Below are 14,073 nucleotides of genomic sequence, written 5' to 3' on the forward strand. Positions count from 1 at the left end.
TTAATACGGGAGTTTTTCTTTTTAAATCAAAGTCAGGCCTTGAGCTTTGGTTAAAATCAAATTCAAAAACTCATACGTTTTACGCTAACGATTTCGTAATTTTGCACTACAAAAATTGAGAAATAGCGTCATGCAAGATCAAACACCATATACCCCAAAAAATAAAGTAAGAATTGTAACAGCTGCTAGTCTATTTGATGGCCATGATGCCGCTATTAATATAATGCGCCGTATTATTCAATCAACCGGTTGTGAGGTAATTCATTTAGGTCATGATCGCAGTGTTGAAGAAGTGGTAAACACAGCAATTCAAGAGGATGCAAATGCCATCGCAATGACATCCTATCAAGGTGGTCACAATGAATACTTCAAATACATGTATGATCTACTCAAGGAAAAAGGAGCTGGTCATATTAAAATATTTGGTGGTGGCGGTGGAGTAATCTTGCCTAGCGAGATTCAGGAATTGATGGATTATGGAATTGAGCGCATTTACAGTCCAGACGATGGTCGTGAAATGGGACTACAAGGAATGATCAATGATCTAGTAAAACGATGCGACGTTCCAGTTCCCGCTTTCGCGAAAGCGAAATTAAACGGAGAATTATTGCAAAACGACGTGCCTACTATTGCGAGATTGATATCGCTAGCAGAAAATAGGCATGAGGATTTTGAAAAACACTTTGCAGAAGCAGATAAAACTGATAGTCAAGCACCTGTTTTAGGTATAACAGGAACAGGTGGAGCTGGTAAATCCTCATTAGTAGACGAGTTAATTCGTAGATTTTTAATCGATTTTCCAGAGAAAAATATAGGTATAATATCAGTTGACCCATCAAAGCGTAAAACTGGTGGAGCGCTGTTGGGTGATCGCATACGCATGAATGCAATCAACAACGATCGTGTTTACATGCGTTCACTAGCAACGCGACAGTCTAATCTTGCACTATCAAAACACGTGCAAGAAGCAGTAGATGTTCTTAAAGCTTCTAATTATGATTTAATCATTCTAGAAACTAGTGGAATCGGGCAAAGTGATACAGAAATATTAGAACACAGCGACGTGTCTTTATACGTGATGACTCCAGAATTTGGTGCGGCTACACAGCTGGAGAAAATCGATATGTTAGACTTTGCCGATGTCGTTGCCATAAACAAATTTGACAAGCGAGGTGCTTTAGATGCTTTAAGAGATGTCAAAAAACAGTACCAGCGCAATCACAATTTATGGGAAACAGATCCTGAAACGCTACCAGTATTTGGTACTATTGCTAGTCAATTCAATGATCCTGGTATGAATGCCTTATATGAGGCTTTAATGTTAGAAGTCACTAATAAAACAGGTGTTGATTTAAAACCACAAAGTGAATTAAACAAATCACAAAGCGAGAAGATATTTGTAATTCCACCAGCACGTACACGTTATTTAAGTGAAATCGCAGAAAATAATCGCTCGTACGACGCAACGGCCAAAGCTCAATCTGAAACTGCTCAAAAGCTATTTGGTGTTTTCAAAACTATTATTACAGTTCTCGATATAAAGAATGAGAATCAAACTGATTCTTTATTAGCCGAAAAAGGGTTAAACGAAGATGAGATTTTAAATCAAGCTAATTCTTCAGATAAAGAATTCATTGATTTATTAAACGCCCAATTCAATAAGACTCTTAAAGACCTGGATCCATACAATTGGGAAATTATTACAGGTTGGAGTGAAAAAGTTAATCGATATAAACAACCTGTTTATGAATTTCAGGTACGTGATAAGGTAATAAAAATTGATACGCACACAGAAAGTTTGTCACACCAACAAATTCCAAAAGTTGCGTTACCTAAATACAGCGCTTGGGGTGATATTTTACAATGGTGTTTACAAGAAAACGTACCTGGCGAGTTTCCATATACCGCAGGATTGTATCCATTTAAAAGAACAGGAGAAGACCCTACACGTATGTTTGCTGGTGAAGGTGGACCAGAACGTACAAACCGTCGTTTCCACTATGTGAGTTTAGGCATGCCAGCCAAGCGATTGAGTACAGCTTTTGATAGTGTAACGCTTTATGGTAATGACCCAGGCCACAGACCAGATATTTACGGTAAAATTGGTAATGCAGGAGTAAGCATATGCTGTCTAGATGATGCTAAAAAACTGTATTCCGGATTCGATTTATCTCACGCAGCAACTTCGGTTTCTATGACTATTAATGGTCCAGCACCTATGTTATTAGGCTTTTTTATGAATGCTGCGATAGATCAAAATTGTGAGAAGTACATCAAAGAAAATGGTCTAGAAGATAGAGTAGAGGCTAAATTAAAAGAGCTTTATGATGATCTAGATCTAGAAAGGCCACAGTACCATGGTGATTTACCAGAAGGTAACGATGGATTAGGTTTGATGCTTCTAGGAGTTACTGGTGATCAGATATTAGAACCAGAGGTTTATAATAAAATAAAAGTTGAAACACTTAACCAAGTACGTGGTACTGTACAAGCAGATATTCTAAAAGAAGATCAAGCTCAAAATACTTGTATTTTCTCTACCGAGTTTGCCCTTAGATTAATGGGTGATGTTCAAGAATATTTCATCGAAAAAGCAGTTCGTAATTTCTATAGTGTTTCTATTTCTGGTTATCACATTGCCGAGGCTGGTGCCAACCCAATTACACAGCTAGCATTTACACTAGCTAATGGCTTTACCTATGTTGAATACTACTTAAGCCGTGGTATGGACATTAATAAATTTGGTCCTAACCTAAGTTTCTTCTTTAGTAATGGGATTGATCCAGAGTATTCCGTGATAGGTCGTGTAGCAAGGAAGATTTGGTCTAAGGCGTTAAAACACAAATACGGAGCAAATGCTCGTGCACAGATGTTGAAATACCACATCCAAACTAGTGGTCGTTCGTTACATGCACAAGAGATTGACTTTAACGATATAAGAACCACTTTACAAGCACTTTATGCGATTTACGATAACTGCAATTCGTTGCACACAAATGCTTATGACGAGGCGATAACAACACCTACAGAAGAAAGTGTACGTCGTGCGATGGCAATCCAGTTAATTATTAATAAAGAGCTAGGTCTTGCTAAAAACGAGAACCCTATTCAAGGTTCATTTATCATTGAAGAATTGACCGATCTAGTAGAGCAAGCCGTTTTGACAGAATTTGATCGCATCACAGAGCGTGGCGGAGTTCTAGGCGCTATGGAAACCATGTACCAGCGTAGCAAAATTCAGGAAGAAAGTATGCACTATGAAATGTTAAAGCATACTGGTGAATTTCCAATAATTGGTGTAAATACTTTCTTGAGCAGTAAAGGTAGTCCTACGGTGTTGCCAGCAGAGGTAATCCGCGCGACAGAAGAGGAGAAACAAGCTCAAATTGCTACAAAGGATAATTTGCATACCGCTTTCGCGAAAGCGCAACAAGAACAGCTATCTGCCATACAAGAAGCCGCTGTTAAGAATGAAAACATATTTGAACATTTAATGGAAGCTGCTAAAGTTTGTTCGCTTGGGCAGATTACAGAAGCTCTATTTGAAGTAGGTGGGCAGTATAGAAGGAATATGTAAGTGGTTACAAACCTGTATCTAATAAAAATGCGCCAGTTAAAAAGGCGCATTTTTTGTTTTTAGGGATTAACCAGATTAGGTAGTCGTAAAATATTGCTTTTGAGAAACCTACTAAAACTTAAAGAAAACTTAATATTTTGATGTAGTTTTTTGCTTAAATACAGGTTTAATATATTTGAAAATAAGCCAGAATTACATTGAAAGTTTCCTTATTATTTTTAGTATTTATAAGTTCCTATTTATCGTTTGCTCAAAAACAAGTGCCAATGGACTCCACAGAAGTCACAAAACCTACCAATTGGGCATCATGGGGTAGAGCGAGTTTTATATTTAATCAAAGTGCCTTTAATGATGAATGGCAAGGTGGTGGAGTAACTAATATTTCAGGTGATGTAAGTCTTACATATGATATACAGTATAAAAAAGATAAACTGTCCTGGGATACGAGGGCGCTGTTAGAATTTGGACTTTCACAGGTTAAGGACCAACGTTTTTTACGCAAGACAACCGATAGATTTGAGGTTACAAGTATCGTGGGTAATCAAATAAATAAGAGTTTTTGGAATTATAGTACAATTTTCAATTTTAGAACACAACTTATCTCAGGGTATGAATTTTCAAATAAAGAAGAGGTCAATCCAGATGGCAGCGTGAGTACCATTCAAGATAGAACAGAAATTTCTGGTGGTTTTTCGCCATCGTATTTTCAACTAGGTCTAGGTATTTTGTGGAAAAAGTCCAAAACCCTTAATCTTAATGTAGCACCGGCTACAACAAGATTGATAACCGTATCATCCAGATTTACAGATGTTGACTTGAATGATCCTGCTGCGGTTGAAAGCTATGATCCTTTTTTTGGAGTTGAAGCCAATAAGACCGCGAGATGGGAAGTAGGTGCTTCTCTTCGTGGCTATTCAAAGCTCGAGGTAGCAAAAAATATTCATATGGAAAATGTTCTAAGCTTATACAGTGACTACTTGGACGAACCTGAGAATGTGGATATTGATTTTACTTTCAATCTTTTTCTGAAGGTTAACGATTATATAAGCGGTAATTTTGCCTTTCAAACGATTTACGACGATAACACCATTAAAGGTTTTCAAGTACGTCAGGTAATCGGATTAGGATTTAAATATGCTCTAGGTGAGAAACCTGAAAAACAAGCTTAGTTAGTTTTTTATTACTGTAAGCAAACTAGTACACTCTTTAGGTATTACGCTTTCGCGAAAGCGTAACTAAAACCAAACAACACGTATCAATTAGATTCATTTTTTCTTTAATAAAGTGTAAAGAAATTCAAATAATTATCTAATTAACAAAGTATTACCACCAATTTCTGTAAGCTTCGGTAACTTCAAAACATGAATTGGAGAAAATTATTTCAAGTACTCGGTATTGTTGCAGCTCTTTTATCATTAATGCCCTTAGTAGCGGCAGATTTTTGGTGGATAAGAATTTTTGATTTTCCTCATTTACTCCTTACCAGTTTTACCTTCATTGCCATAGTTCTATACTTTTTTGTTTTTAAGCCGAAATTCATAAACGACTATACCTATATCTTGATTTTATTAGCTTGTTTTGGTTTTCAATTGACCAAAATAATTCCATATACATTTTTATATCCTACAGAATTATTAGAAACTCAGAAAGTATCCAATAAACAAGATGATATATCGCTTTACGTTGTTAATGTACTACAGAAAAATAAGGATCAATCTATAGTAATTAAGGATATTAAAGATGTAAATCCAGATATAGTGCTTGCACTTGAAACTGATCAAAAGTGGGCTAATAGTTTTAGAACTAAATTACAGAATAAGTATCCTTTTGTGGTGGAACAACCACAAGATAATACCTATGGAATGTTACTTTATAGTAAATTACCCTTATCAGATACAAAGATTAATTTTTTAGTGGATAAAGAGATACCTTCAATTGAGACTAAGGCTACAACTTCACAAGGGGAAATCATCCAACTATATGCAGTGCACCCAACACCGCCCATGCCACAACACAATCCTATGTCTTCTGATAGGGACAAGGAACTCATGCTCGTGGCTTTAAAGGCTCATGAAAGTGAATTGCCAGTTGTGATTATGGGAGATTTTAATGATGTTATTTGGTCAGATGCTACACAGCTTACACAACGGATTGGTAAATTATTAGATCCTAAAAAGGGACGTGGTTTTTATAATTCATATCATGCAGAATATTTTCCATTAAGATGGCCACTGGACCATATTCTAGTAAGCAATGACTTTAGGTTTGTCGCTATGGAAACCAGACCTTATGTAGGAAGTGATCATTACCCATTATACTTAAAAGTCTCTCTAGAGTCTGAAATTAAAGAAGAACAGCCCGTTCAAATCATTGAGAAACAGGACTGGCAAAGATGCAAGGATCAAATGAGTAAAAATGGTATGAGCAGTTTTCTTGAGCTGCCTAATCAATTGAGAGATCTTATGAACTAGCTAACCACTATATTTTTATAGTAAAACGTTTCTATGATGTACATTTGTTGAACTAATCAAGACAAATGGAAACAATACCATCACAACCAGAATACAGATCCAGGCGTAATCGTGAACCCTTTAAAAAGGAATCTGATGCTTATGGTATCAAAGATTCTTTAAAAGATGTTTTCAACAAATATGCTGTTTTTACAGGTAGATCTAGAAGATCGGAATATTGGTTTTTGGTATTGTTCAATGTACTCGTAGTATTTGGTTTGTATTTACTATTAATACCTTTTGCAGTCAATCAAAGTGAAGATGGGCTCATTTTAATTCTCATTTTGTGGTCATTATATATGTTGACCGTTTTTATTCCTTCGCTAGCTGTAACTGTAAGAAGATTACATGACACAGGCAGAAGTGGATGGAACTATTTTTTAAGTTTAATACCTTTTGTTGGTTCTATTATTTTGATTATATACCTAGCGGAAGACTCTCAACCTGGTCACAACAATTGGGGCCCAAATCCTAAAGGTATAGGCAATAACACTTTTAATTTTAAATCTGAAAACAATCCATCTTATTCTCAACCTTCATATGAAGAAGATGCTTTTAAAGATTTTTAATGAACTTTAAGGATCTAGCTACTGAAGAAATCCTTTATATACAAACCAACAAATAATAATGAAAAAAGGTCTAGTACTATCTGGCGGTGGTCATAGAGGTGTCGCACACGCAGGAGCATTACAAGCAATGAAGGAATTTGAGCTGTTTCCAGATGAGGTTTCAGGTTCAAGTGCTGGTGCTATTGTAGGTGCAATGTATTGTGCAGGTTATGAACCAGAGGATATATTAAGTATGTTCAAGGAAATAAAACTATTTACGTTTTCAACATTTGCGCGTAGTAAAGCTGGCTTTGTCAATAGCGATGTGTTCAGAAATTACCTAATTAAGTATTTTCCCGATAATTCTTTTGAAAAGCTAGAGCGTAAGTTGTTTGTAACAGCTACAAGCTTGATCACAGGACAAAAGAAAGTATTCAGTGACGGTGATTTAATTTCTTCTGTTCTAGCTAGTGCGGCAGTTCCAGGTGTTTTTACACCAGTTGAAATTGACAATGACCTATACACAGATGGAGGAATTATTGATAATTTTCCTTGTAAACCACTTGAGAATAGGGTAGATGAGATGTATGGAGTATATGTATGTCCCTTAAAGGAAATGAATAAAAACGATTTCAAAAGAACTATTGATGTGATTAATCGCGCCGTAAATTTAAAAATGCACGATAGGTCTTTAAAAAAGTTTAAATACTGCAAATGGGTGATAGCACCGCAAGAATTAGAGAGTTACCATTTATTTCAAGCCTCACAAGCCGATGCTATTTTTGAAATCGGATATCGTGAGGCTCTAAAAGTATTGAAACTACAGTATTCTTAATTGATATTATAGGCTGTAAGTTCTTGATTTGATTCTATACGATCCGTACTAGGAATAGGTAGATTGACACCTAAACTACTAAAATCTTCAAGCTGGTATGTAAATACTACATCCGATTTGATTAGACCAACATTTTCAACCCAGTAGTTATCAATTACAATAACATCTTGTGCGTTCATTACTGGTACGGTAGTGGTAAATCCTGCTACTTGAACATCGCTAGTTATGGTAGCATTTACTATTAATTGACTGTGTAATACATCGCTATAGTTAGAACCATTTACTTGAAGACTAGTCACATCACTTTGCTGGACTGTTCTTGCTGTATAAACGATATTTAAATCATAACCTTGAACAGGTTGAGTTGTCATACCGGTTGTGGAGAAAAGCTCTTGATTTGCTCCTGCATTTTGATCATAAAGAGGCGCATTGTTAATAGAAATATCAAAATCGTTCAATCCTTGAAAACCTAAATTCAAATTTCCAGATCCTAATAACCTACCTGATTCTTTGGTTAATGTACCACTAGTCAAAATAGTACTCATTAAACCATTAGCAGGATCTGGATTACTTTGTAATGAAAAGCTGGAACCCGTTTCATTTGAAATAGTTAATACATCTTGAGAAACTACTCCATCAGTAGTAACATCATAATTCCAAGAGCTATTCAAAGAGCTAGGGAAATAATCAAAATCGGTTCTAGGAGATTCATCATCGCTGGAACATGATGCAATAATGAATAATAAGGCTGTGGCTAGTAGATAGTTAAGTTTTGACATGTTATTGTGTTCTGTAAGTTATTGGTAAAGATACTTTTATTTTCATGGGTTCGTCATCCTGATTCATTGCTGGCTTTATGATATTTAGTAGGGCCACCATTCTTTCTGCTTCAAGAGTTAAATAAGGATTATAAGTGTTTCTTGTTATCGATTTAATACTGGAAACCTGTCCTTGATCGTTTATTTCATAATTAACGTAAATTCTGTTGAAATTACTTAGGGTAAATGTTTCACCGATACTAGTATCGTAATTGTTAACGACAATACCGTTTACTGTAGATTTAAAACAATCACGCAATAAATTATCAGTATTAGAAGTACCACATTCCTTCAATGTAGGAAATGATTTTATCATGAGGAAAGTTTCTAAAGAGTCCTTCTTTTCAGTTACCTGACTCATACTTTCTTTAATATCCATGAGTTTTCGTAAACTGGATGTTTTAGTTAGGTAAGAGTTGTCAGCGTCATATTCGTCTAGTTGGTTGTAGACATCAATTGCAGCGGTAAGGTCATCGTTAGCATGAAAATAAAATCCTTTTAAGTATAGAGCTTCTTCCACTTTATTAGAATCCTTACTTTTTGAAACGGTTTCATTTAAAATATTTAAGGCCTTTTGAGAATCACCTTCAGAAAATAAAGATCTTAAATCTTTTACTTCCTCTACTTGGTTAGATTCTTTTTTTTCTTCTTTAGTGGTTGTATTTTTTATTGATCCACAGGCAATTACAAAAAAAGCTACAACAGCCAAACTTATTATTGATTTGTTTTTCATACGGGCTAATCTACATATTTAAATAGTATATAAGCAAATAAAGTGCTTTTCAATCCAAATCTAATATTACAGACTCATTATATTTGCTTACATGGCAGGAAATACAATAGGTACCATATTTAAACTCACCACCTATGGAGAATCACACGGTGTGGCTATCGGTGGTGTTATTGACGGATGTCCTTCGGGAGTTGAAATCAATCTAGAAGCGATTCAATACGAATTAGACAGGCGTAAACCTGGTCAAAGTAAAATAGTTACTCAACGTAAAGAAAGTGACACAGTTCAATTTTACTCAGGTATTTTTGAAGGTAAAACTACAGGAACACCAATAGGCTTTCAAATTGTAAATGAAAATCAAAAGTCAAAAGATTATTCGCATATCAAAGACTCCTATAGACCTAGTCATGCCGACAAAGTTTATCAGGATAAATATGGTGTAAGAGATTATCGCGGTGGTGGTCGCAGTAGCGCTCGTGAAACAGCTTGTAGAGTAGTTGCTGGAGCAATTGCAAAACAAGTACTAAGCGATATTAAGGTAAATGCCTTCACTAGTAGTGTAGGAGATTTATTTATAAACAAAATGTATCAGGAGTTAGATTTTTCACAAATCGACTCAAATGATGTGCGTTGTCCAGATTCTTCTACTGCACAGGCTATGCAAGAAAAAATTATGCAAGTACGCAAATCTGGCGACACTATAGGCGGCACGATAACCTGTGTAATTCAAAATGTTCCAGCAGGATTGGGAGAACCCGTATTTGATAAGTTACATGCCGATTTGGGTAAGGCCATGCTTTCTATTAATGCTGTTAAAGGATTTGAATACGGTAGCGGTTTTTGTGGGGCCAAAATGAAAGGTAGTGAGCATAATGACCTTTACAATGAAGATGGCACAACCCAGACCAATTTGAGTGGTGGAATTCAAGGTGGAATTTCAAATGGAATGGACATTTATTTTAGAGTTGCCTTTAAACCAGTTGCCACCATTATGCAGGATCAAGAAACTATTGATCATGAAGGTAATAAAGTGATTATGAAAGGTAAAGGTAGACATGATCCTTGTGTAGTTCCTCGTGCAGTTCCCATTGTAGAATCTATGGCTGCAATAACTATTCTAGATCATCTACTTAGATCAAAAACAATAAAATTATAATAATTACGCTTTCGCGAAAGCGGTCCAACCTACCGAACTATTCGTGAGCAACAAACAATTTATATGAAGAAATTAGCTTTACACTGGCAGATATTAATTGGAATGGTAGTCGGAATCCTATTCGGTATAGGAATGGCTCAATGGGATGGAGGAAAAGATTTTGTAGGTGATTGGATAGCTCCATTTGGTAAAATATTTGTCAATTTATTAAAGTTAATTGCTGTACCCTTAATTCTTGCATCGCTTATTAAAGGTATATCCGATTTAAAGGATATCGCCAAATTTCGCAACATGGGATTGCGCACCATTCTTATTTATATAGGAACTACTGTAATTGCTATAACTATAGGATTGGGAATTGTCAATCTGGTAAAACCTGGATCAGGAGTTTCTGAAGAAACAATAGAAAAATTAAGTCGTACTTACGAGGGTAATGAGAATATTCAAGGAAAGCTGGCAACTGCTGCTGCTCAAAAAGATGCAGGTCCTTTACAAGCTCTTGTAGATATGGTGCCAGATAATGCTGTGAGCGCTATGTCCAATAACAGTTTAATGTTACAGGTCATATTTTTTGCCATTTTTCTAGGCATAAGTATGTTATTAATAGGAGAGGAGAGATCGCAACCACTTAAGAACTTTTTTGACAGTTTAAACGATGTAGTATTGAAAATGGTTGATTTAATTATGCTCACTGCTCCATTTGCAGTATTTGCTTTACTAGCAAATGTTGTTGTAAGTGCCGATGATCCTGAAATCTTATTGGCCTTATTATATTATGCACTTACTGTTATAGCAGGATTGTTCTTAATGATCGTAGTTTATTGTCTGATTTTTGCCCTTTATGTAAAAAAGTCACCGTTTTGGTTTCTTAACAAAATGGCGCCAGCTCAATTACTTGCTTTTTCTACCAGTTCCAGTGCGGCAACTTTACCAGTTACCATGGAACGTGTTGAAGAACACATGGGTGTTGAAAAAGATGTTTCCAGTTTTGTACTACCGGTAGGAGCAACCATTAATATGGATGGGACAAGTTTATATCAAGCAGTGGCAGCGGTATTTGTTTGTCAAGCTCTTAATATTGAGATAGGTCTCGCTGGACAATTAACTATAATTTTAACGGCTTTATTAGCATCTATAGGAAGTGCAGCTGTTCCAGGAGCAGGCATGGTGATGCTTGTAATCGTATTAGAGTCTATTGACTTTCCATCAGAATTGTTACCAGTAGCACTAGCTTTAATATTTGCGGTAGATAGGCCACTTGATATGTTGCGAACCACAGTTAATGTTACTGGAGATGCTACAGTAGCATCGGTAGTGGCAAAGAGTCTGGGAAAATTTGGTGAGCCAGATGTTAAAAATTGGGATGATAACCTAGACGAAGTGACTTCTTAACATTGTGTTAATAAAAAGTTTAAGGTAGTTTATCGAAAAACTACAATGAATTAACATTAAAAACTTCAAAACCATTTAGCTTTATAATGCTAAAATATTGATTTTGAAGTTTTTCTATTTTATACTCATTTTATGTTCTGTTCAACTCTCAGTTGGACAAGTAGGAATAGGAACTACCACACCTAATAGTGCTGCTGCGCTAGATATAAATGCAGAAATAAGTACAGGTGTATACGGTGGTTTAAAATTACCTACTGTGACATTGGTCCAGCGTGCTGCTATAACCACACCGATTCCTGATGGAATGATGATTTATCTATCTGATGGATCTTTAAGATGTTTACAAATTTATAGTCAATTGACTGGTTGGGATGATGTTTACTGTATGAATCAACCACCTGTAGCTACTAACGTCGTGATATCATCTGAAAATCTTGTAGGTGAAACATTGTCAACCACCTACGATGAAACTAACAGCAGTTTCCAAACTGATAATGAAAATGATACACCAGGTTTACCGTTATATCAATGGTATACTAATACTACCAATTCTGGTGTAGGAACACCTATTGCAGGAGCAACTAATAGTACTTATACCATCACAACAGCAGATGCTGGTAACTACATCTATTTAGGAATTACGCCTACAACAACAACTGGAGCCAGTCCTGGGATCGAGGCAATTAGTTCATATAGTTCTCAAATTGAGTATGCGCCAACGATAGTTGAGTTTGATCCACAATTATCTACAATATCTGAAGGAGCCGTACCCGATGATATTAATTTAGTTTTTGAATATCCTTATACTTCAACTACAGCTGTTGATGTAACGATCTCAAGTGATGACTATTCTAGATTGCAAGAAACAGGACCTGTTACGATAACTATACCAGCCAATCAAACCTCGCCATACACGACAACCGTATTTAATGTTCAAGATAACTTGCTATTGGATGGAACCGCAAACCTAACTTTTACCATTACAAATGTTACTGGTGGATTAGGAACAAACTCAATAGGTACAGATGATACTGATCTTTGGGATGTTTACGATGATGATGGTGTACCTGTTTTATTGGGAATACAAGATTTTGAGACTACTCCAGCTTTACCTACATTAAATTACACCGATAATGCTACGGGTAGCTTACAGACGGGAGTAGGAACTGCGCCCAATACACCTACCTATATTGACTCTAGATCATATGGAGTTAATAATGATTATGCTGATATAGATTTTGGAAGTGTTGATGCTAGTGGTTTCTCCTCGGTAACAGCTACATTTAGATTGGCTAGCTTTAGTTTAAGTTCTACCGGTAATGGTGCAGATGGAGGAGATTATATAGATGTATATGTTAGTACCGATGGTGGTTCAACTTATAGTTATGAATTAGAAATTTTAGGAAATAGTAATCGACGGTATGATTTTTCGGCTACTGGATCTTACTCTCTAAATTATGATGGTGACAATATAAGCACCTCGGTAGTTACGCCAACTGGAGCTGGTGGTTATTCTACAGTTACGATTACAGGAATCCCAAATAGCGCTAATTTGGTTTTTTCAATCGTAATGTATAATGATAATGATAATGAGCTTTGGGTAATTGATAACGTAGAATTATATGGTAATCCGTAAATCTTTTTTATTCCTTATACTTACTTCCTTAGTATTAGGAAAAGTTTATTGTCAAGTAGGTATTAATACCAATTTACCTGATAGTGCGGTTGCTTTAGATATAAATGCTCAAACCAGTGTAAGTTTTGGCGGTATGCAAATACCTTTGGTCACACCTGCACAACAAGCTAGTATCAATACAACAGCTTCAAGCGATGGGACATTAGTTTACGTAAATTACACAACCCAACAGTGTTTAGAAATTTATGATGGAGTAACAAACTCATGGCAACAAATTAACTGTTCTACGGTTACTTCACAACTCATTATATCTGAATATATTGAAGGTGGTGGTAACAATAAATTTATTGAACTTTATAATGGTACTTCAAGTACTATTGATTTATCGACCATTAAATTAATTATTTTTAGGAACGGTGGTGATTTTCCCATTGGAGGTACCGATCGTGAAATATTCATTACTGGAAGTATCGCTCCCGGAGACACTTTTGTAATTGCGAATGTGCTGCAAACTGAAGTTTCAGCATCAGTTATAGATTATAATGTGCCTAATGCTGGTGACCCATTAGACTTTAATGGTGACGATCCTGTTTTGTTAACTGATTTATCAAATAATATTATCGACGTGGTGGGTATTCCAGGAACTGACCCTGGAACTGGTTATGCTGTAGATGGACAAGATACCTACCTAAACGGTATCAGGAGAATAGCATCAATTACAGATCCTAACGCCTCATGGAATACGTCAGAATGGACCGCACATCCTGAAAATGATTTTTCACATTTAGGCACACGATAATTTCTAGATTTCTATAAATAGAGTCTATTTTTCAGAAATCATTACAAGATTACTGTATATTTTAGTAGT

General features: G+C 35.8%; 11 protein-coding genes. 9 read left to right on the forward strand and 2 right to left on the reverse strand.

The features are described 5' to 3' along the window. Positions 1–130: 130 nt before the first annotated feature. The 5 genes from HCN53_RS02955 (at position 131) to HCN53_RS02975 (ending at position 7,470) form a co-directional block, all read left to right on the forward strand. Entirely contained in the window at positions 131–3,577 is a 3,447-nt protein-coding gene (locus tag HCN53_RS02955) for a methylmalonyl-CoA mutase family protein (RefSeq protein ID WP_167341970.1), read from the forward strand. A gap of 266 nt (positions 3,578–3,843) precedes the next feature. Next, on the forward strand, positions 3,844–4,746 hold the full coding sequence (locus HCN53_RS02960; RefSeq protein ID WP_105019272.1) for a DUF3078 domain-containing protein: 903 nt from the start codon (positions 3,844–3,846) through the stop codon (positions 4,744–4,746). 192 nt (positions 4,747–4,938) lie between these two features. Continuing rightward, a complete protein-coding gene (locus HCN53_RS02965; RefSeq protein ID WP_167341971.1) occupies positions 4,939–6,048 on the forward strand; it encodes an endonuclease/exonuclease/phosphatase family protein in 1,110 nt (369 codons plus the stop codon). A gap of 65 nt (positions 6,049–6,113) precedes the next feature. Next, positions 6,114–6,656 carry a DUF805 domain-containing protein gene (locus HCN53_RS02970; RefSeq protein ID WP_105018988.1) on the forward strand — a complete coding sequence of 181 codons (543 nt, stop codon included), beginning with the start codon at positions 6,114–6,116 and terminating at the stop codon, positions 6,654–6,656. 58 nt (positions 6,657–6,714) lie between these two features. After that, complete coding sequence (locus HCN53_RS02975) at positions 6,715–7,470, forward strand: patatin-like phospholipase family protein (protein ID WP_042280139.1); 756 nt, start codon at positions 6,715–6,717, stop codon at positions 7,468–7,470. On the opposite strand, the gene HCN53_RS02980 is transcribed toward HCN53_RS02975, so the two are convergent. Together HCN53_RS02980 and HCN53_RS02985 are read right to left on the reverse strand one after the other, a co-directional pair. Beyond that, positions 7,467–8,249, reverse strand: a complete 783-nt coding sequence (locus HCN53_RS02980; RefSeq protein ID WP_105018989.1) for a chorismate synthase — start codon at positions 8,247–8,249, stop codon at positions 7,467–7,469. The genes HCN53_RS02975 and HCN53_RS02980 overlap by 4 nt on opposite strands. 1 nt (position 8,250) lies before the next feature. Beyond that, complete coding sequence (locus HCN53_RS02985; RefSeq protein ID WP_105018990.1) at positions 8,251–9,021, reverse strand: tetratricopeptide repeat protein; 771 nt, start codon at positions 9,019–9,021, stop codon at positions 8,251–8,253. A 91-nt stretch (positions 9,022–9,112) separates the two neighbouring features. On the opposite strand from HCN53_RS02985, the gene aroC reads away from it, so the two are divergent. The 4 genes from aroC to HCN53_RS03005 all read left to right on the forward strand — a co-directional run bounded on the left by aroC (position 9,113) and on the right by HCN53_RS03005 (position 14,004). After that, positions 9,113–10,177, forward strand: a complete 1,065-nt coding sequence (gene aroC, locus HCN53_RS02990; protein ID WP_105018991.1) for a chorismate synthase — start codon at positions 9,113–9,115, stop codon at positions 10,175–10,177. 63 nt (positions 10,178–10,240) lie between these two features. Beyond that, positions 10,241–11,569 (forward strand): dicarboxylate/amino acid:cation symporter, encoded by a 1,329-nt coding sequence (locus HCN53_RS02995; protein ID WP_042280146.1) that lies wholly within the window; start codon positions 10,241–10,243, stop codon positions 11,567–11,569. A gap of 103 nt (positions 11,570–11,672) precedes the next feature. After that, entirely contained in the window at positions 11,673–13,205 is a 1,533-nt protein-coding gene (locus tag HCN53_RS03000; protein ID WP_167341972.1) for a hypothetical protein, read from the forward strand. Then, positions 13,192–14,004, forward strand: a complete 813-nt coding sequence (locus tag HCN53_RS03005) for a lamin tail domain-containing protein (protein WP_167341973.1) — start codon at positions 13,192–13,194, stop codon at positions 14,002–14,004. Before HCN53_RS03000 ends, HCN53_RS03005 begins: the two co-directional genes overlap by 14 nt. Positions 14,005–14,073 lie beyond the last annotated feature (69 nt).

Origin of the sequence: Nonlabens sp. SY33080, assembly GCF_011784885.1 — a bacterium.
GTDB classification, from domain to species: domain Bacteria; phylum Bacteroidota; class Bacteroidia; order Flavobacteriales; family Flavobacteriaceae; genus Nonlabens; species Nonlabens tegetincola.